This window comes from Vibrio maerlii (assembly GCF_003415655.1).
GTDB classification, from domain to species: domain Bacteria; phylum Pseudomonadota; class Gammaproteobacteria; order Enterobacterales; family Vibrionaceae; genus Vibrio; species Vibrio maerlii.
The window spans coordinates 74,119-95,166 of sequence record NZ_QRHC01000009.1 but is presented as its reverse complement, the minus strand read 5'-3'; the positions used below and the strand labels follow the sequence as shown (position 1 = coordinate 95,166).

12 protein-coding genes are annotated in these 21,048 nt (G+C 44.3%); 7 read left to right on the top strand and 5 right to left on the bottom strand.

Going from position 1 to position 21,048, the window contains the following annotated elements:
* Positions 1-10: 10 nt before the first annotated feature.
* Entirely contained in the window at positions 11-2,083 is a 2,073-nt protein-coding gene (locus DPF91_RS15910; RefSeq protein ID WP_241033843.1) for a sensor histidine kinase, read from the bottom strand.
* On the bottom strand, positions 2,073-3,548 hold the full coding sequence (locus DPF91_RS15905; protein WP_117235433.1) for a sigma-54-dependent transcriptional regulator: 1,476 nt from the start codon (positions 3,546-3,548) through the stop codon (positions 2,073-2,075). The genes DPF91_RS15910 and DPF91_RS15905 overlap by 11 nt, the downstream gene beginning before the upstream one ends.
* 323 nt (positions 3,549-3,871) lie before the next feature.
* Here DPF91_RS15905 and DPF91_RS15900 point away from each other — a divergent pair, with 323 nt between their 5' ends.
* From DPF91_RS15900 to DPF91_RS15875, 6 genes are all read left to right on the top strand, one after another.
* Positions 3,872-4,663, top strand: a complete 792-nt coding sequence (locus DPF91_RS15900; protein WP_420855611.1) for an ABC transporter substrate-binding protein — start codon at positions 3,872-3,874, stop codon at positions 4,661-4,663.
* A gap of 10 nt (positions 4,664-4,673) precedes the next feature.
* The gene (locus tag DPF91_RS15895) at positions 4,674-5,375 is read left to right on the top strand and encodes an ABC transporter permease (protein WP_117235431.1); all 702 of its coding nucleotides are present in this window, start codon (positions 4,674-4,676) and stop codon (positions 5,373-5,375) included.
* A complete protein-coding gene (locus DPF91_RS15890) occupies positions 5,372-6,094 on the top strand; it encodes an energy-coupling factor ABC transporter ATP-binding protein (protein ID WP_117235430.1) in 723 nt (240 codons plus the stop codon). The genes DPF91_RS15895 and DPF91_RS15890 overlap by 4 nt, the downstream gene beginning before the upstream one ends.
* 36 nt (positions 6,095-6,130) lie before the next feature.
* On the top strand, positions 6,131-6,760 hold the full coding sequence (gene mobA, locus DPF91_RS15885; RefSeq protein WP_117235429.1) for a molybdenum cofactor guanylyltransferase MobA: 630 nt from the start codon (positions 6,131-6,133) through the stop codon (positions 6,758-6,760).
* A gap of 15 nt (positions 6,761-6,775) precedes the next feature.
* Positions 6,776-8,572, top strand: a complete 1,797-nt coding sequence (locus DPF91_RS15880; RefSeq protein ID WP_117235428.1) for a bifunctional molybdopterin-guanine dinucleotide biosynthesis adaptor protein MobB/molybdopterin molybdotransferase MoeA — start codon at positions 6,776-6,778, stop codon at positions 8,570-8,572.
* 102 nt (positions 8,573-8,674) lie between these two features.
* Positions 8,675-8,941, top strand: coding sequence for a DUF2960 domain-containing protein (locus DPF91_RS15875; RefSeq protein ID WP_117235427.1), 267 nt, complete (start codon positions 8,675-8,677; stop codon positions 8,939-8,941).
* Positions 8,942-9,002: 61 nt separating this feature from the next.
* Here DPF91_RS15875 and DPF91_RS15870 read toward each other — a convergent pair whose 3' ends face one another.
* Positions 9,003-18,929, bottom strand: coding sequence for a retention module-containing protein (locus tag DPF91_RS15870; protein ID WP_117235426.1), 9,927 nt, complete (start codon positions 18,927-18,929; stop codon positions 9,003-9,005).
* Positions 18,930-19,115: 186 nt separating this feature from the next.
* Here DPF91_RS15870 and DPF91_RS15865 point away from each other — a divergent pair, with 186 nt between their 5' ends.
* The gene (locus DPF91_RS15865) at positions 19,116-19,466 is read left to right on the top strand and encodes a DUF2750 domain-containing protein (RefSeq protein ID WP_117235425.1); all 351 of its coding nucleotides are present in this window, start codon (positions 19,116-19,118) and stop codon (positions 19,464-19,466) included.
* Between the two features lie 116 nt (positions 19,467-19,582).
* Here DPF91_RS15865 and queC read toward each other — a convergent pair whose 3' ends face one another.
* Together queC and queE are read right to left on the bottom strand one after the other, a co-directional pair.
* Positions 19,583-20,272: a 7-cyano-7-deazaguanine synthase QueC gene (gene queC, locus DPF91_RS15860; RefSeq protein WP_117235424.1), complete on the bottom strand. Its 690-nt coding sequence runs from the start codon at positions 20,270-20,272 to the stop codon at positions 19,583-19,585.
* Positions 20,273-20,281: 9 nt separating this feature from the next.
* Positions 20,282-20,950, bottom strand: coding sequence for a 7-carboxy-7-deazaguanine synthase QueE (gene queE, locus DPF91_RS15855; RefSeq protein ID WP_117235423.1), 669 nt, complete (start codon positions 20,948-20,950; stop codon positions 20,282-20,284).
* Between the last annotated feature and the right edge of the window lie 98 nt (positions 20,951-21,048).

The window sequence follows — 21,048 nt, the reverse complement described above, 5'->3', positions numbered from 1 at the left end:
TATATAAGAGTTAACTGATAGCCTTAATCGTCAAAGCCTCATTGACCCCATTTGAGCTGCGCTTAGCAGGAAAATATACGCTAAAGGTACTCCCTTTGCCAACCTCTGAAGTCGCTCGAATCTCCCCCCCAGTCTCACTCAATATACTTTGAGATACAGAAAGACCTAACCCAGTACCATCACGCTTAGTGGTATAAAAAGGGTCAAAAATGCGTTTCAGCTTATCCGCTGAGATGCCCGTGCCTTGATCTTTAATGTGAATAATGGCACCACATTCTTCACCACACTCACACCAATCTTCACTCTCGATGGTAAGAGTGCCACCATTGGTCATAGAGTGAATCGCATTCATTTGTAGGTTAACCAAAACCTGTAAGAATTGATGACGATTCATTTCGACTTGTGAAGTCGCTTTAAGCGAGGTTTCGAACTTGATATCTTTGCGCTTAGAACCCGTCTTCACCAAGGTAATGCTTTCATCTACAACTGGAGAAACATGCTGCCATGTGATCTCATCTTGAATACCGCCATGTCGAGAGTACTGTAACAGGCTCTTGGTGATATTACGGATTCGGTCAATCTGCGCAAGCATAGTATCGATCTCACCTTGCACTACATGGGCACTGTCGCCAAGCTCAAACTTCATTAACTCCAGGTTACCTAAGATCACGGCCGTTGGATTGTTGATCTCATGAGCGATACCTGCCGTTAACTCACCAAGCGCGGCCAGTTTTTCACTCGTGATCAGCTTATCTCGGGTCTGATTTAACAACTCGATATGCATTTCAAGCTCTTCGGTTTTTTCACGCAGACTCGCGGTTCTGACTTCAACCTTCGTTTCTAGCTCATTGGCAAAGCTCTGGATCTCTTTGTTACGCTGAGATAGCTGATCAAGCATGGTATCAAACTGACTGGCTAATTGAGCAAGTTCGTGGTCTTTGTTCAGGGGTAACTTCCCAATACGCGTGTCTTTACCCAGCTGTACCAGTTTCACCACTTTGTGAATGGTTTCAATTGGCTTGAATAACTCTCGTGATGCGCGATACACCAACCATCCAGAGACAACCAACACCGTGAGTAGGGTTAAGGTTATTTCAACCAAATTGTTTAAATAAGTAGCTATCAATGGCCAAATTAAGTAGCCGGTATAAATCATACCGATCGGCTGATTGTCACGCCCATAAATCGGCTCATAAGCAGACACATACCAAGCATCATAAACGTAGGCTTTATCTGACCAGAAAGAGCCTTGATTCAATACCACATCATTGACCTCTTCAGAAACCCGAGTACCGATAGCGCGACCTGTCGAGTTCTCGCTACTCAGTGGAACGTTAGTGCTAATGCGAAGGTCATCAAGAAACAAGGTAACGGTGCCCTGCGTTTTCACCGATGCATTGTGACTTGGGTAAACAAGGTCTCGAATCGTATCAACAAGGTCGGTACTGTTGTTAAGTAAGATACCGCCATCGATAAATCCAGCGAGCTTGCCGTCTAGAATGACTTGATGAACAGTACGGCTGACCAGGCCACGCGTTTCGATTTGCCCTAGTTCAGGCTCCAAAATAGCTACTTCGGCCCTCTTCACCAAGCTCGGTGTTAATGAAGTTAACTCTTGTTCATCAAGTACATCAAAAAACGATGCCTGTTTAGACAGTGCAATGAACTCAGACGTATTATCGAGCTCACTCATTGGGTGCCAAACGAGGAAATCCAAACCTCTTAGTTCAGCTTGCTTTGACACCCAAGCCTTTAACTCACTGTCTGAGCTACCAAGCTTAAGGTGAAATTGATGGGAATCAGAAAAGGCTTCTACTTGTTGCGTTTGGCGCTGCTGAAGAATGGTAATACTGTTCTTCGCAACCCCGAGACGTTCAGTAACGTCGACCAATGAACTTTGCCAAGTATAATGCAGTGACCAATATAGAGTAATGCCAAACAATGCCAGTAAAGTTAAGAATATCGGTGCGGAAGTAAGAAACAATAAGCGGTACCGAACCATGGTTTTGATTCGATAACGCCAGCTGGCTAAGAAACGACGAAGTGACTTAGGTGGAGTCGAACTAATGTAATTACTGCTCATTAGCAGACTCACTATCCCACTCTTTAAATTTGCGTTCTAAGGTTTTACGCGCAACACCAAGATCTCTAGACGCAGCGGATTTATTGCCACAGTGGTGATCGACGAGTTGTAAGATGTGTGCCTTTTCGACCTCTTTTAATGTCCAGTGATTTGGATAGCCTTTATCCAAATCATCATTGAGTATAGGGTTGACTTGAGTCTCCACAGCATGTGATGGCGTTACATCAATCGGAGCTGTCAACACCTGTTGCGGAATGGTCGGTGTCCAGAATGTCGCCGGAGGTGTGCCAAGCAGAATACAACGCTCAATCATATTTTTGAGCTCTCGTACATTGCCCGGCCAATCGTGTTGCTCTAGCGCTACCATGTCTTCATGCGCCCATTTGGGTTCAGCGACACCCAGCTCAGTCGCCATTTTTCGAGTAAAGAAAGGAACCAACTCAGTTAAGTCCGCCTTACGCTCGCGTAGCGGTGGTACATCAATTTTGAGTACATTCAGTCGGTAATAGAGATCACGACGGAATCGACCTTCGTCAACTTCATGTTGCAGATTACGGTTAGTGGCGGCTACTACACGTACATCCACCAAGATCTCTTTTTCAGCACCGACTGGGCGAATAGTTCTTTGTTCCAACACTCGTAGCAAGGCACTTTGCATCGACAACGGCATTTCACCAATCTCATCGAGGAACAATGTACCGCCGTTAGCGATTCTAAATAGACCTTCTCTACCTTTCTTCGCCCCGGTAAACGCACCGCTTACATGGCCAAATAGTTCACTTTCTAATAATTCGGGGGCTATTGCACCACAGTTGATTGGGACAAAAGGTCCGGAACGTCCACTAGCCTCGTGTACGCCACGCGCAACGAGTTCTTTACCAGTACCAGATTCACCCTCGATCAGAACAGAGGCGCGAGAGGGTGCAAATTGTTGGATAAATTGTCGCAATTGCATCGTCTTTTGCGACTTACCGAGAATTTGCGTCGTAATATGTCTTTGCATATCGTGCTTGAGGGCGAACTCATTGCGCTCAGCGACACGTTTCCCCATGCACTTGGAAACTGATTGAAGAAGTAGAGACAGATTAAACGGCTTTAAAATAAAGTCACTTGCGCCAAGTTGAAGCGCAGTAATCGCCGTTTCTAGATCGGCAAACCCAGTCATGAAAATGATATCAGCAGGTTTGTCTGGATCATTGAACGCTTCTTCCCACTCGATCCCTTTTTTACCCGGTAGATTGATATCGAGAATAATAAGATCAAAATGATGCTGCTTTCGTAACTCCTCTGCCTCTTCAACACTTCCTGCAGACATGACACGCCCAAACACTTTTTTTAGTGCTTTTTTGAGCATCAACTGAATGCCCTCTTCATCATCTACAATTAATGCAGAAAAGGCTTGAAAGTCGAATTGATTAGCTGGGTTGAGTTGATTAGCGGATGATACTGTAGAGCTAGAGTACATTTATTATTCTCTTTAATTCTAATTATTCTGATGATTAGGTCAGAGTGTACCAACCTAGACAAGGTTTCGCAGAATCAGGTTGAGACATTTTGTCCTAGTTCAAAGTTTATTACCGTTTTCCCAATTAACAAGATCAAAATTGGTGCATATATCACCGACTTGACCTGATAAAGCAGACATAATTATTGGCACTACATTTGCTTAATTTGTTGGTCAGCTCAAATGATGTAGCAGAACACAATAAAAACAATGAATTATCTAGGTGACCTATCCCGGTAATCTCGGCTTATAATGGACAAATTATGAACTACTCAGCCCCAGCAATTATTGCGCTTTCTTTAACTTTGGCTTTACCAAGCCATGCAGAAACCCAAGAACCACAACGTATTAAACTTGCGACGACGACCAGTACTTACCACTCAGGTTTACTGGATTACTTGCTGCCAAAATTTGAGTCTGACACTGGCTACATAGTCGATGTGATTGCGGCGGGTACGGGTAAGTCTCTTCGTATGGGTGAAAACGGTGATGTGGATTTGGTAATGACACACGCACCAAAGGCAGAAGCTGCTTTTGTGGCGAATGGTTACGGCGTACTTCCACGTGCATTGATGTACAACGATTTCGTTTTAGTTGGCCCTGAGTCGGATCCTGCTAAGGCCTCAGACAATGAAACCGTCGCTCAGGCTTTTGCTGATATTGCCGGCTACAATGCCACTTTTGTTTCTCGCGGTGATGATTCAGGCACACACAAAAAAGAAAATGGTCTTTGGCAACAAGCTGAGATTGAGCCAAACTTTGGTGGTTATCGCTCAGTTGGCCAAGGTATGGGCCCTACGTTAAATATGGCCTCTGAGATGCAAGGTTACACCCTAACTGACCGTGGAACTTGGCTTGCCTATCAGAACCGACTGGCACTTTCTGTTGTGTTCCAAGGTGATGAAGCATTGTTTAACCCTTATCAAGTAATTTTGGTCAACCCTAAACGTTACCCAGAAATTAACTACCAAGGTGCTAAGGTGTTTAGCGATTGGTTAGTTAACCCTAAAGGCCAAAAGCTCATTAATGAATTTAAGCTACATGGTAAACAATTGTTTGTTGCTAACGCTCAGTGATTGGTAAGTAATGGATCTATTAGCAACAACCTATGAAGCCATCGAACTGCTGATCAATTTTGATCAACAGCTATGGCAGATTGTCGGTGTCTCATTCTCAGTCTCGCTCAGTGCTATTGGATTGGTACTTCTACCTGCTAGCCTGTTTGCTTATGCCATCGCTTATCATAATTTCTGGGGTAAATGGGCGCTGCTCTCATTAGTTAACACATTGCAAGCTGTGCCCACAGTCGTCATAGGTTTGTTGTTATACATGCTGCTCTCTCGTTCAGGCCCCCTAGGCGACTGGCAAATGCTGTTTAGCCAAAAAGCGATGATCTTAGGACAGATGTTGATCTGTACACCGATACTGATCTCAACCATGCACGGAGCGATGCAAAACAGCGATAAAAGGGCTTTGGAGACAGCAAAAACACTCGGTGCTGGCCCTTTCCGTCTATTCTTAACATTGAGTTGGGAACTACGTTTCCCGTTATTAGCATCAATCATCGCAGCTTTCTCTCGTATTGTAACTGAGGTTGGTTGTTCAATGATGGTCGGCGGTAACATTATGGGTTTGACCCGTAATATCCCGACCGCTATTTCGATGGAAAGCCACAAAGGCGCCTTTGCTCAAGGCGTCGCACTTGGCATCGTATTACTGGCCCTAGCACTAACCCTGAATTTATTTTTGGGTATGCTGCGTGGTAAAGGACAGATGAGGACATCATGACCATAAAACTCTCTGGACAACATTTATCAATGCGATTTGAAGAGCGAGTATTGTTCCATATACCCGAGCTTTCAATTGGTCCAAACGATGCAATATACCTAACGGGTGGTAACGGTGTCGGTAAAACCACCTTACTGAAGATCTTATCTGGTCTTTTAACGCCTAGCTCAGGTAGCGTCAGCCTACCAAAGAGAAACCTTTGGCAACGAATGTTTGGGGCTTCCCGCCCTGATGTGATTTATTTGCACCAATCTCCTTATCTATTTGATGGCAGCGTATATGACAATGTGGCCTACGGCCTAAAATACCGAAAAAAGAATGAGAGTAGCGAAACCGATAGTTGTACTCACGCCAAGATTATCAATGCGCTTAGAATGGTGGGGCTTGAAACTCTAGCCAAAGAACATGTTTGTGTTCTCTCCGGTGGGGAACGGCAACGCGTGGCAATGGCGCGCGCTTGGGTGTTAAAGCCTTCTATCCTATTGATGGATGAGCCCAGTGCTTCTCTTGATGATGAATCTGTGTCTCGTATCGTCGCAATGGCAAAAGATTTGCTCGCATCAGGCGCAAGTATAGTCATTACCAGCCACCAACGTAACGCTCTTACTGATTTGTGCCGCAAGCAGTGGTCTATTTCTGAGCTAACGCTCAAAGAAACCCCGATCTTACACATAGTTAAAGAAGAGAGCACAAGCCCTAGTCATATAAAAGCGTTATAATCGGGTCAGTAATGTGATTCTACATAGACAAAAATAATGACAAAAATCGATACCACTATCTCACCTAAAGACACATCGTGGGTTATTCTTGCTGGTGGACAAGCTACAAGAATGGGTGGAGCGGATAAAGGGTTTGTAGTATTCAATAGCAAGCCGCTCATTGAACATGTTCTAGAGCGCTTGTCCCAACAAACCGAAGACATCACAATCAATGCCAATCGAAGTGTAGAACAATACCAGCAATACTGTTCAGTAATTTCAGACGTATTCGCCGACTACCCAGGTCCTCTAGGTGGTATCCATTCTGGGTTGGTTCATGCACACAAAGATTGGGTTGGCTTTGTACCCTGTGATAGCCCAAATATTGCGCTGGATCTCGTGGAACGCTTCTGCAATAAGCTCAAACCAGACACGGATATTCTGGTAGCCCACGACGGTGATTTTCAGCAACCCGTGTTTACACTCTATCACAAGCGTGTATTACCCAAGCTAGAAGCCTTTTTACAACGTGGCGATCGTAAGATCATCCTATTGTACAAAGAGTGTAATACCGAATATGTGGATTTCAGCGATAACCCTGATTGCTTTATTAACCTAAATTCCCCTCAAGAACTAGAAAAATTCGGCGAACTTCTCGCACCGAATGACAGTAAGCCCGTTAAATAGGCTAAAGGTTTGAAAATGACAAACAATGTTTCCCTGCCCCTACTGGGCTTTGCTGCGTTTAGCGGAACTGGTAAAACAACACTACTTGAAGCTCTACTACCAAAGCTTACAGAAGCTGGCCTAAGAATCGGTCTATTAAAACACGCTCATCATGATTTTGATGTCGATAAGCCAGGTAAAGACAGCTACCGTTTACGTAAAGCGGGGGCGAGTCAAATGTTGATCTCTTCGCGCAACCGTCATGCATTGATGACCGAGACACCCGAATCAGAAGCAGAGTTTGATTACCTACTATCACGCTTCGATCAAAGTCAGCTAGACCTTCTACTTGTCGAGGGTTGCAAGAATATCGCTTTCCCTAAGGTTGAACTTCATCGTAAAGCGCTCGATAAACCATGGTTGTATCCAAATGATGACAATATCATTGCTGTTGCCTGTGACGAGGCTTTAGATACTGAACTTCCACAGCTTGACCTCAACAACATTGATGAGATAGCTCAATTTGTGGTTGCTTATGTTGACCTTGAGCGCATCAAGCACGACAACCCGCCGTCAACTCAACAAAAGTCAAAGCCAGCAGAGTGTTGCGATACACTTTCACCTGCAACAATGAGTGTGACTCAAGGACAACAAAAGATTCTATCTCTAGTCGAACAGCAAGTTTCGACCGAAACGCTGTCGCTTAAACAATGTGTTGGCAAAGTTTTAGCGAAAGATATTGTTTCTCCGATTAACGTCCCTCAATACACAAATTCAGCAATGGATGGTTTTGCTATACGTAGTAAAGACATCGGTTTAGCCTCTTTTGAGATCGTTGCCGAAGTGATGGCAGGTCATGCATACAGCGGCGAAGTTAAAACCGGCCAAGCCGTTAAGATCATGACTGGTGCGCCAATGCCAGCCGATGTTGATACCGTGATAATGCGTGAACAAGCCAATGAAGTTGATGGCGTCGTAAGCTTTACGACTGATAATATCAAAGCAAAACAAAATGTTCGTAGTGCTGGAGAAGATTTGGCGTCAGGCCAAGCCGTGTTCACTGCAGGTACGCGAATCCAAGCACCGGAACTCGGTATGATGGCATCACTTGGTTTTGGTCAATGTGAAGTATTAAAGCCGATCAAAGTCGCTCTATTTTCAACCGGTGACGAAGTACTTGAAGCAGGTGAAGAGCAAGTAGCGAACACCATTTATGATTCCAACCGCTACACCTTGTTTGCTCAGTTAGAGCGCATGGGCTGTGACATCGTAGATTACGGCATCCTAGAGGATAACGAACAAGTTATGATCGATTGCTTAGAGAAAGCGGCCAGTGAGTGTGACATGGTCATCACATCTGGTGGTGTGTCTGTTGGTGATGCAGACTACATCAAATTGGCTCTCGATAAGCTAGGAAGTATCGATTTCTGGCGCATTAACATGCGTCCAGGGCGTCCTCTTGCGTTTGGTAAGATCAACGAAAAGCCTTTCTTTGGTCTACCAGGCAACCCCGTTGCGGTTATGGTGTCATTTATCAACTTTGTTGAACCTGCACTGCGTAAAATGCAAGGCGAAGAAAACTGGCAAGCGCTAAAAGTACAAGCGATAGCCGCAGAAAACCTGCGCTCTCGACAAGGGCGTACAGAGTTTAGCCGTGGTGTTTACTCTACCAATGAAGTTGGACAACTTGTGGTTAGAACAACCGGTAAACAAGGCTCGGGGATTCTGCGCTCAATGAGTGAGGCAAATTGTCTCATAGAGATCTCCCCTGCTGTCGATACCGTCAAAGAAGGTGAAAGCGTGACTATTATTCCTCTACAAGGGCGTCTATAAACTTACGTCGCAACTATAGACGGGATCTGCGCGTATTTAATCACTTGAGTGAGTTCTCAAATTTGGTTAAAGTGCGCGCTCATTTAATTACTGGAATCCATCATGGCTAGAACGATTTTATACACCTACAAGAAACAAGAAAAAGAACTGCTTTTCTCGTATCAAAATCACCGCAACATCCATGAAGCGGTTGCAGAAGCTGAAGGTATCGATATTCGCGATTACCTAAAGATGGAACAACAGATTGAAGCAGTTTCGGATACTAAAGCTGTGCGTGATTACCGTGATAATTACTTTAAAAAGCTTGGCTTTGGTAAAATCACTCTGAAGCAAAAAGAGAACAAAGGCGTTGGTCACAAATACGACTAACTGCATAGAGAACTCAAAAGACCCAGCATCTCTGCTGGGTCTTTTTGTTTGATGGTACGAATCAATTTACATCAAAGGTTGTTTTAATGATGTTGTCTTGTATCAATGCTTTTAACAAATCCGTACTCGTAGCATCGTACCCCATGGTTGTAGCAAGGTCATGAACAACAATTGTCTGCTTGTGCGTATCGCTTGGCTTCACTTCAATCACGACATCTTCATTCGCAGAGTCAAAGTTGGCCGTTAAGCGCTCCGAAGCAATAAGATCCGTCAGTAAGTCTTCCATGCTGTCGGCTCCATTCAGCTCTCCAAGCACTTGGCTTATATCGATCTGATCACCGATGTGGAAGTCCAGTATCTCGTCGACACCACTCAAGCCTTCAATATGAGAATCTAGCCATACGAAGGTATCATCACCTGCATTACCCGTGAGTATATCGTCACCAAGGCCACCACTAATCGTGTCACCGCCATCACCTGCAATGATGATATCGTTTTGAGCAGACCCAGTCAGTACAGTACTTTCCGAAGAGCCAGAATCCACGATATATCGTGATTCATTAGAGTTAGAAGAGTCCAAAGGAGCAGAATCAGCAAGTATCTGATAATCAAGTTCTATCGAGTCTGAACGTTGGGTATCACCATTGCTCTCTTCTGAGATAGCAGTGACGGTGAGTGTATGTGCCCCAACAGGAAGACTGTTCACCACGATATCGTCAACATTCGTTCCGGAAGGAACGGTAAAAGTCCATGTATCACTTGGGGATTGATCAGTGATACTTACGCTCCCCGATTCGAGTGTTGCACCACTCAAACCTGAAATTTCTAGTGTTAGGGTTTCTAACGGATCGGCTAATGTCGCAATGACCGCAGCTAAAGGTATTCCGGCGTTACTTGCAGTCAGTGAAGCTTGCACCGATTGCAACTGTGTATTGACCACTGACAAGTCTAAACTTGGTTTCGCAGCGACAGGCGTAATGGTTATCGTCGAACTATCAACGTCACTCAGTTCCTCAGAGCCATCCTCTGCGTAAACGCCGCCATCGCTAGTAGTGATAGTTAAGTTGACTTGCTCTTGCGTGCTAAATGTTGGTGCATCATAGAAAACACCAAAGTCTGTATCCAAGGGTTGTAGAGCCAAGTTCACCGAGTCGATTGGCCCCGTCAATGTGATGCCACCTAGCGTTCTTTCAATCCCGACGTCTGACGAAAGACTTGGCTCTATGATGATATCTAACACCCCGTAATCGACGGTTAAGGCTACTGAGATATCCTTTCCAGATTGCGTACCTTGATAGTCAATGTCGCTTACAGCAATACCATTGAGCCTTAGAGAACCACCCTCATCAACCGTGTATGTATTTTCAATGGTATTAATAGGTGCATCATTAACAGCGGCAACGTCAATATTCACCACTTTTTCGCTTATTTCACCCAAAATACCATTATCATCAGACCGAACTTGAACAGTCAGTTGCCCATCCCAAGTCGCACTGCTCGCCTCACCAGAATTAAAGACTAATTTATCTAATTGACTCGCTTCTAAGGCTGTCAGTGTCTGAGTCCAGCTGCCTCCGGTAATGGTCACTAGATTTTGAGCATCAAAACCGATTTGAGCGCCTTCTGGAATACCGCTCACAGTCATAAGCAAGGTCTCGGCGCTGTTTTCGTTGTAAATGAACCCTCCACTCGCCGCAGGAATTGCGAAGTCACTATCAACCAATTGAGTAGACAAGTTAATTTCAACATTTTCACCTTCTATTGCTTCGACATCCACGTCTAAATCTAGATCAACAATGTCTCCCACAGGCGAAATATCAATGGAAAAACTGTCCTGTTTCAAGGTTGGTTGGTTCAACAGATTCTCTTGAGTATATAGGTCTATCCCAAGCTGTACTTGTCCACTAAAGTTTTCGGGTGGCAATAAGTTAATACTATCTAATGATAGACCGTTCTCCATAATGGACGACTGAGGTAATAACGGTTGAATGCTCCATTTCCCCTCTCCGTTATTCTTCACCGAGTAGTCTTCATTAGTACTCTCTAATCTGAAATCAATTGGGACTCCTGTAATGATAAGAGAAACCAATTGCTCAGATTCATCTTGATCCCCGAAATCAGCAGTCACGGCGGATAATGCAATCGGTGCGCCTTCTGTTGAATTGATAACAACGCCTTCCGGAAGCACGACCTCATCTACGACAGGAACCAAGTTGAAAACAATGTCTGTTTCAAAAGTTGCTTGTTCACTTGGCGAGGTTGAAGGTGTTGCTAGATCATAGCTAGTGGTATCACGTACCGTCGATGCAACACGAATAGACACGTTGCCATCGTGATTTTCAGGTGGAAAATTAGAATCGGGTTTAAAAGCAATTGAAGACAGTAGAGAATCAATATTATTACCCGTAATAACTATTGATTGACCATCTGGAGAGACCGTGTAGTCAGGGTTTGTAGCGGTTGGAGCAATGAACACGCCAGCGATAGTATCAGTTAATGTCACTACCACTTGCTCAATAACTTCTTCACCCGAAGTCATTGAATCCGTATCACTGACACGCGCTCTAATGTTGAGTTCTATCACCCCGTCTTCTAGAGCAATACCGGGTTGAAATACCTCTACATCATTGTTCGGGTCATCATCAGCGGTAACAACAGGCTGGAGGCTAGTGGTTAATCCGGCAGTTCCGACCACTTCAAGCTCTACTAATGGCTCATCGACCTCCGGTTGAATCTCAATTTGAACATTCGCATCGAGTGTATTCTCGTCACCACTGCGATTATCAGTTGTTACAAGACTAAACGGTAAATCGAAATCTCCCGAAAAATCATCAGGTAAAGTCAAAGAAAGATTGTTTAGCCCTAGGAGCTCGGCATCATCCCCTTCGCCTCTCACACGGGCACGATATATGTACTGGTTGGTAACATAGTTATACTGTGCGTTATTTACTGCAACCCCTAAAGCAGCAAGTGTAGCACCCTCAAAAACAACTGAGACTGTATCATTAGCGACACGTCCATCAGCAGCCTCTGCTCCTCCCGCACTTAGCACGCCTGTCAATTGACGACCCAGGTTAACGGTTTGATCTTCTGCCCCTGTTATAACGACATCCGGTGCTATGTCAACTTCAGCAGCAAGAGAGTCCCTACCATTAACCGTTTCTGGGAAGGTCAATAACATGCTGGTTGAATCACGCCCTTCGAAGCTTCTATCGTTCTCCGATTCGATATCACCTTCATCATATAGTTTCGAATGAATGGTCACACCAATTTGGTTATCCAAACTTGAGCCGAGTCCGTTCGGCGCAATAATCGAAAAGGCATTCGCATCCTGTATCATCCATGTGCCGTCGCCGTTGTTATTTGCAGGCACAGAACGACCGTTATCTAAAGTATTTCTAATCAATAGCGCATCGAGAAGCTCTGGTGAAGGAGCTATACGATTCCCCTCATCATCAAGCATCCAAATTTCAACAATCAGATCATCAAGTAGCTCTTCAGATTGATTCCCAGCTGCACTGCCATCCGAATCCTTTTGGTTATTGAGATAAACAGTATTTGGACTATTCTCAGAAGGCTCACCGTTGATGACAAAATCCAATGCTCCTGAGCTGTCAGAATCAACATTGATGTATGGGGTGACACCGTCACTCCCGACATCTTGATTGTCCGAGGTAGCTTGAATACCCGCATCCACTTCTAGTTCTGGAGTGATCCTTATCAACGCAGTACCATAAAGGTCTGATGTAGTAACAACATTGGTATCAGGATCGATTTCCGCGACGGTAACTATTAAATCAAGCGTAATATCCGCACTACGATCTTGAGATGGCGTAATATCCAGGTTGCTGATGGCATCTTCAATATTGAAATCACTAAAGCTAGTGCCTGTTGATAATATCGCACCACTTTCGTCAACTATTTCACCACTAATGACAACACCATCTTCATCAATGACAACAGTGTTACCCATACCAAAGATGAAGGATGTTTCTCCAAAATAAATGACGGAATCTTCTGGGATCTGAGAAAATTCTAAACGGCTGACGAACTCTTTTGAATCTTCAACTTGATCAGAGATATTATTTACACTCGGATGCCAATTTATCGAGATTCGTTCGTCCTCAATACCTTGACTGAGCAAGTCTTCAGATACTAATTGCGCACTGATTACAGGGTCAATCACCACTCTAATCTCACCATCGAACTCGCGAGCGTGCCCATCTATTTCAGTCACGATAATTGATGCATTGATCGTTAGGTCGGTTGCAGAGTTAAACTCGGGAATGATCTGAATGCCATCGGCGTAATCAAACGATGCCAAGTTCGCTTCGTACATAGGAACATCATTACTGTCATATCCCACAAATGCTAAATCAGCCTGTTCACCGGATGTGTTTTCGATACGAACTCCCGCAGGGATATTGCTTAAGATGACACTGACTCGCTCTGAACCATCTCCACTTACTTCACCGGTCTCAACATCAAAATTCAGGAAAGCACGTCCATTCTCAGAGATATTTGTTTCGACGCCACGTACACCATCGTTCTCTACCGATGACCAGACAGCTGCAACATTGGGTGGAATCGCAAACTGCGGAATATCTGCAACACCTTTAACGTCAACATTCACCACCTTTTCACCGACAATACGCTCAACGGTGGTTTCACCTGTCGAGAGTGAAGCGGTATCTTTAATCACCCCCTCTACGTTAAAGGTAAAGTTATCGTGGCTATCCTTCAAAGGAACCACGTTAATGAGGTTCAAATCGTTCGCGCTGATTTCGTAGTACTCAACGTCACCATTTTGACCAAGTACTTGTTTTATAGGATTAGGTTCTGGAATTGGGTCACCCAAATACTCAAGAGCCGCACCCGACACATCAAGCCCCGATACACGTATAAACCATTCCTCTGAGCCATCGACATCATTTAAAGAAGCAAGATTAACCACCTCGCTGAGAAGCAAGTAGTCCACATCAGTTACGGCATCTTGTGTTGCTAAATTATCTTCAAAAATAGCAATGCGTTGCGTCGTGAAAGACGAGGAATCTGGGTTGGGAGTAACATCAATGACCACTTGTTGTGTGGCTTGTACGGTATCATTATTACTGCGTTCCGTGGTTATAGCAGTAACATCGAGTATAACTTGCCCTGAGAAATCATCTGCGGGGTCAAAGGTGAGTCGTCTGATCTCTGCTGCTGTTAACTCATAAACTCCATTCTGATTGGGTATGAGCGGCGAAGATTGCCCTGAAATATACAGTTCATGGCCGGCAGAGTTCGCGAATTGAATTTGATAACTTATCACCTCAGAACGATCAGAATCTTGTGTGACGGCTCTGACTCTTAAAGCAATGTCATCACCATCTTCTTGTGTTTGGTAGTAGGTAGTATTTTGTCGAACATTGGTACTCCACGTCGGCGTATCAGCAATCGCTTCTATTGCGACGGTCAAGCGACCTTCTACTACCTGAGGTTCTCGATTGTCACCGGAGACACCTATATCCACATTAAATCGTTTATTTCCCGACCAATGACTGTCCGGTACAAAGTAGAGGTTATCTATTGAAATAGCACCATTTGAGTATGTCGATTCGATATCATTAAAGCTAAGTGTGGCATTCCCATCAGCGACAGCCAGAGCTTGGTAACTTACTCCATCAAAGAAATAGAAAGCTCCTCGAGGGTTATTGGTTAAATCTATTTCAATGAAACTCAAAGACTCGTTATTGTCATTGTCGCCCACCATGACTTCAACATCGATCTTTATCGGATCATTCGGAAGGTCAACATTGTCTAACAAATTGGTATCGCTTCTCCCTGCATCTTCACTCCCTTGGCCATTAGCAAAACTGAACTCGGCTACGCTATCGGTAATTTTTATGTTGAGTGGATTGGTAGACTCATCTCCGTCGCGATCTTGTGCAGTTATATTGAACACTACATCAATGTCACCTCCATTATGCGGTAGATTGTCTTCGGGAACGAATCGAACCGCACCACCACGAGTGACGGTAAGTTGGCCTAACAACTCGACATTCCCATCTATGTTGAGTGTGACATCATAGCTGCCTGAGCGAGGACTCACTGATTGATCGCCATTGATTAGCAAACCAGTCGTGACGACTTCAATTTCAGTCACGAAGGTATTGCCATCTGCACTCTTATCTCCATCACCAGAGAACACATTGTTTCGAACCGCTCTAGTCGCGCCTTCTTCAACTTCAAAGGATATGGGTTTTACATACGGAACATCATCGTTGACGATGAGTTCTAAATTAACCGGTGCACTAAGATCATTGTCATTATCTATTGCAACAACTGGAATCAGGATTCGCAGAAAGTCTGTACCTTGAATATCGTGGTCCAAGGTTCGAATAAGCTCGACTTCAAACTTACCAAACGTTGCACTTCCTGGTTCGTTGTCGAGTGTCAGTTCAATGATCGTTCTTTGGTTTCGTCCACCAGCATTAGTTACGCCAAGGTAGTTGCCTGAACCTTCTGGTGATTCTATGAAGGTGACTGCTTGACCACGATAGGTGAGCGATACCCTGTTTCCATCATCATCTTCAGCAGTTATTGACGAAAGGTTCAGTTTGTAACCTACGACATCATCTGAACCACGTAATACAACTACATTACCATCGTCTGATTCGTTATCTGAGCTTGGACTACTGCCTGCTGGTATTCCTCTAGAGCGATTTATGGCGTTTTCACTGACACTTAGCGCATCAACAGTTTGAATCGTTGGCAAAGCGCCATCATTCACCTCGACAACGACATCGATTGAAGATGACAGATCATCGCCATCATTATCAGTGACATTGACCGACAACGTTCTCTCCACACTATCAAGCTCAGCCACCAATGCATCGTCATAATGATAGATGTTATCGTTAGAGTCGAAATACACATTTCCGTTAGAGGATACAAACCAACTGCCAGAACCATCTGCCAAAACCACTTCCAGATCAATGCTACCCAAGGGGACTTGTACCGTCTGAGCAGACCCCAAGTGATCGATATAGGAGACGGATGTGATACGTGCCCCATCTGCACCTTGCGTCACTTCTGACAAAACATTGACGAGAACAGATGTGCTCCCCTCTGTAATTTCATCGTTGAAGTTGGGTTGTTTAATGACTGCAGTGTCATCTTGTACATTAATAGTCAGTGGGAACGCGGCAGTAGACACATTTTTGTCGCTGTCGATAGCATAAATAGGCAAAACAAGATCAAGAGAAAAATCACCACCTGCTTGGTCATGATCGAGGGCTTGGTAAAGAGTAAATGTGTACTGTCCGGCGGATGTTAACGAGACTGTGAATACTTCAACGCTATTCGCAATACCGGAGTACACATTAACGCCTGATGGCGTTGTTTCTTTTAACTGAATCGATACTGGGTTATTGCCAGCAGACAAAGTGTTGTTAAGCTGCGCAAACTGGTCATCATCAATGACAAATGAAACAATATCATCACTACCTGATGCCACTAACTCGCCTCGAACCTCGGTAAGGCCCGTAAATTGCTTAGAACCCGAGGTGAGTTGTGCCTCTGTCACGTTGATTTGTGAGGTGTCGCTGAGAGACGAAATAAGAGGTAGTGCGCCATCGTTAATGGTTACATTGATATCGAGTCTATTGTTTGCATCAACGATATCTCCATCGCCATCAATAGCGACAACTTGAAGGCTTCGCTCTAACGCATTGGCCTCTTCATCTACCGCGTCGTTGTAATGATACACGTCGCGATTGGCTTCAAAATAGATATCGCCATTAGAAGAAACAAACCAAGAACCAGACCCATCTTGTAGGTTGATTTCGTAATTGATACTGCCTTCTGGGATAGTAAATGTTTCATCCGTTCCGTTGCCGCTGCGATCTAAAATGACTTGGTGTACACGACCACTATCCGCACCGAGAGTGAAACTATCCAATGCAGTAAACACCTCTGAACGAAATTCAACGCTATCACCTTCTATTACTGTATCCGATAGCGCATCGCCCGATAGCGTTGGAGAATCATCACTCACGTCAATTTTTAATATGAAGGCTTCGCTTTCATCACCCTGAACCAAAAAAGAGCGATCCCCATCTGTATCTACCGCATAAATGGGAAAGTTCACAGTAAGTATGTCGTCGTTACTGCCTTCATGCTGTAAAGGTGCTAACAGGGTAAAGGTATAATCGCCTGCTGCAGTCAGCGCTAAAGAAAAAACCGCTGTTCCGTCCGCATAGCCGGTGTAAATTCTGTCTCCTTGAGCGTCATTGGATAACGTAAGCGTAACTGGGTTTCCATCCGCCTGAAGCCCCGTATTTTGCGTTAAGAATTCTGTTGTTACTATTTCGTAATGTTGGATCTCATCACTTCCAGCCGAAACATTGAATCGCCCTGTAGCTTTAATTTCGCTTTCATCACCTACGCTGCCAACAGCATTAAGTGTTGCTTCATCAACACTTTCTTGTCCTGTCGAACCACTAATTACAGGATCTTGTCCATCACTGAGCTTAATCTGTAGTGGTGTTGTAATTGTGTCATTATCGTAATCGGTCGCTGTAATGCTTAAGTCAAGTACTAGAACATCATCATTCCCCGATTGTTCTATAGCTCTGTACTGACTAACATTCACGCTGCCATCGAGGTTGAGACTTATCTCTGCTACTTTCAGTGCAGGTTGTCCCTCTAGATACACAGTGACAATGCGTCCATCTTCCGATAGGCCGAACTCGGTAGCTTGATTATTGGATAGAATAGTCTTGAGCTGATCTAACGATGATTCTACAAACTGAATATCTGATAAATAATCACTGCCTAGATCAATGGCCTGCGCTGAAGTAGCATCCGGTGTAGCACCTTCTAGCCCAACGGATTCCGTCGACTCTACTACCCTTTCATTGACGCTTGGATTCACGCCATCGGTTATAGACAAAGTGAGATTTAGTGGGCTTAGGAGGCTAACGCCCGCTTCATCCTGACCGGTTAATTGGATGTTTAGGATAATCTGGTCATTCGCTAAACGGATTAATCCACTATTGTTGACACTCGAATGGTCAATCGGCGCAAACACCGTTGTTTGGACACTAACAATTGCATCTAGACCTTGATTTTGCGCTGAAATACGGACTGAGAGTACGTCTTCTCCGTTGAGTGAGCCGACGACTTGATTGTTTGTAGAGTCAAAGTTAAACGAGACAGTTTCGCCATTTGAACGAATCTCACTAGCCAACTCTGTTAGTAACTGATTTACATTTGCGGGCAAAATAGTAAAACTTGCTGGATTTAAAGGTCGTTCTCCTGCAGCAATTAATACGGTTGACTGGATTGACTGCGGATAGCTATCGAGTGTGATAGAGCCTTCTGAGACAATACCACTAAATGACTGCCCACCCTCTGCCAGTCGAGTTGGGTCATAGAGCTCTTCTTCGTCTACAAACTCAAATGAGGATTCAATACCCATTGTTTCAAAATGCGTCTCGGGTATCACTTCTACATGCGTAGCTATGATTGACAAAAGCCCGACGCGAGCTTCGCTCGGCGCGACAGATCCGCCGGCTGCAGTAGCTTCTAAGAGCTCTGTCGGGTCAGCACCTAGCAAAATCGCTTCTTGTATTGCAGCTAAATCATCAGGTTGGCTCAAGGCTGTCGCCTGAAGGGACTCCTCAGGAAGACTAAACTCACCATTTTCTAACGGTGCCCCCACTAATACATCTGCCGAAACTTCGGTCACTCTTAATGGTGGTTCATCTTCTAGCAATAAAAGGGAATTAGGGGTCAAACACGCCGCACAATTTTCATCGACAATAAACTGCTTACCGTCAACATCAACCCGGACGCGTGCACCATTTGCCACAATGAGGATCTCATCCGGCGTAAGAATTGAGCCTTCTGTTATTAATCGAGCCTGCCCGTTAGGAGCCATAATAATTGCTTCACCATCTGTTTGTTTTACAACGGCTTGTAGCTCAACAACTTGTACATCCATACTGACCCCTACTACGACTCAACCTGCAGTCAATGAAATAAAAAACAAAGTAGTGTAAATAAATTGTAAATCAAATCTAACTCTTATAACAAACAAGAGTTTTATTTGATTAAGATCCTATAGAACATAGGAATAGATAAGCTTCAATGTTACTCTACGCGGGTCATTACTAATGAGATTAAAAACATGAGCCAATTAACAGCGGACATCCAAAAAAACCTAGAGCTATTTGTTCAACAAACTCAGGAAACAAAACTAGTTTGGGGACTACGTAACGAAGATGGCTGGCTAGCCTGTGACTCAACAGAATTTGAAAACAGCGAAGTGATGCCTTTCTGGTCATCTGAAGAAGATGCGAAGCTGCATAACGTTGAAGAATGGGCTGATTTTGAAGTGCTAGAGATCCCTCTAGACATCTTCACTGAAGATTGGCTTCTAACACTTGCAGAAGACGGTGTGCTTGTTGGTGTTAACTGGAATGACCAACTTGAAGGTAAAGAGCTAGAGCCTTCTGACCTAGCTAAGCTATACCTTTAATCGCTGTATAAGCAAAAACAAAATTTGAAAAATAGAGGCTCATTCGAGCCTCTATTTGTTTGTGTACAACACAAGCCTATCTCAGCACTGTTATGTAATAGATAGACTGGTGAAGATTAAGAATTTTGCTTGCTCTCAAGGGACAGGTTTACACGCTCTTTGTTATTTACATAGCCGTCTAAGCCATTCTTACGCAACTCACACGACGGACAATCACCACAACCATCACCAATGATACCGTTGTAACAAGTCAGAGTTTTATTGCGCACTAGCTCAAGTGCATCGTATTGATCCGCCAATGCCCAAGTTTCAGCTTTGTCGAGCCACATTAGAGGTGTGACTAGCGTTAGTTCACGATCCATCCCGAGATTAAGTGTCTTACTCATCGACTGGATGAAACTGTTGCGACAATCAGGATAACCAGAAAAATCCGTTTCACACACACCAGTAATAACTGCTTCTGCACCCACTTGGTAAGCATATATACCAGCAAGGGTTAAGAACAAAATGTTGCGACCCGGCACAAAGGAGTTCGGTAACCCATTATCTTGTAACTCATGCGAAACCTCGATGTCATCTCGTGTAAGCGAGCTAATAGCAAGCTCATTGAGTAAGGTAACATCCATCACCTTATGCGCTTTGACACCCAGTTCTTTTGCTAGACTTTGCGCAACTTCAATCTCTAAGCGATGGCGCTGTCCGTAATCGAACGTAATCGCATGAACTTCATCATAGTCTTTGAGCGCTTGAACCAAGCAAGTCGTGGAATCTTGGCCACCACTAAAAACAACAACTGCTTTTTTCATAATATTCCTTTAAGCAATGTTTAGGTATTTGTGAGTTTGAATAGAAAGACGCCAATTGCGTTCGATACAAGTTTCAATACAAAATTGTGTCGCTCTAGGCTTTTGACTGATCGGTTGAAGAGCGATCAACTTACTATCGACATTTTTCGTCGTAGAGAGCAGCTCATCCAACTGCTTAATGTCTTTCTCTGTCGCGACAGGGTGCTTAATCTCGTCGGCACGGTCCATGGCACTTTGAAGGATTGGAAGCTTCGCTTTCATCAGCACTTTAGGTGACACCGTCACCCAAGTCTTCTCGGATACCCGAACTTCTGACGTGCCGCTGGTTTCAATTTGACACTGACAGCCCATCGATTCAAAGGCCTTAGTCAATGGTAGTAAGTCATAGATGCAGGGTTCACCACCCGTAATCACGATATGGCGAGCGCTATAACCTTGCTTTTGGTATTCGTTTACAAGTGCCTCTGCAGAAATATCACACCACGTTGGTGTATCACCTTGTTTGCTTAAAATGCCATCTAGTGACGTTTCGTCGCTTGGGTTTGCATCCCAAGTCTGCTGAGTGTCACACCATGCGCAGCCTACCGGGCATTCTTGAAGTCGGATAAATACAGCGGGAATACCAGTGAAACTCCCTTCCCCCTGAATGGTTTCGAACATCTCGTTCAATTTGTACATAACCATGGTTCTTAATTCAGCTCTACTTCTTTTTATTTGGTCGAGACCTTAAAGTAGCGAGCCAGTTACGTCAAATCTTATAAAGTTTCAAACTACCA

Bases quoted from the DNA above. Each gene is read 5' to 3' on its own strand.
- queC (WP_117235424.1), bottom strand. From the start codon at position 20,272: ATGAAAAAAGCAGTTGTTGTTTTTAGTGGTGGCCAAGATTCCACGACT.
- DPF91_RS15895 (WP_117235431.1), top strand. From the start codon at position 4,674: ATGGATCTATTAGCAACAACCTATGAAGCCATCGAACTGCTGATCAAT.
- queE (WP_117235423.1), bottom strand. From the start codon at position 20,950: ATGTACAAATTGAACGAGATGTTCGAAACCATTCAGGGGGAAGGGAGT.
- mobA (WP_117235429.1), top strand. From the start codon at position 6,131: ATGACAAAAATCGATACCACTATCTCACCTAAAGACACATCGTGGGTT.
- DPF91_RS15910 (WP_241033843.1), bottom strand. From the start codon at position 2,083: ATGAGCAGTAATTACATTAGTTCGACTCCACCTAAGTCACTTCGTCGT.
- DPF91_RS15870 (WP_117235426.1), bottom strand. From the start codon at position 18,929: ATGGATGTACAAGTTGTTGAGCTACAAGCCGTTGTAAAACAAACAGAT.
- DPF91_RS15905 (WP_117235433.1), bottom strand. From the start codon at position 3,548: ATGTACTCTAGCTCTACAGTATCATCCGCTAATCAACTCAACCCAGCT.
- DPF91_RS15890 (WP_117235430.1), top strand. From the start codon at position 5,372: ATGACCATAAAACTCTCTGGACAACATTTATCAATGCGATTTGAAGAG.
- DPF91_RS15875 (WP_117235427.1), top strand. From the start codon at position 8,675: ATGGCTAGAACGATTTTATACACCTACAAGAAACAAGAAAAAGAACTG.
- DPF91_RS15865 (WP_117235425.1), top strand. From the start codon at position 19,116: ATGAGCCAATTAACAGCGGACATCCAAAAAAACCTAGAGCTATTTGTT.
- DPF91_RS15880 (WP_117235428.1), top strand. From the start codon at position 6,776: ATGACAAACAATGTTTCCCTGCCCCTACTGGGCTTTGCTGCGTTTAGC.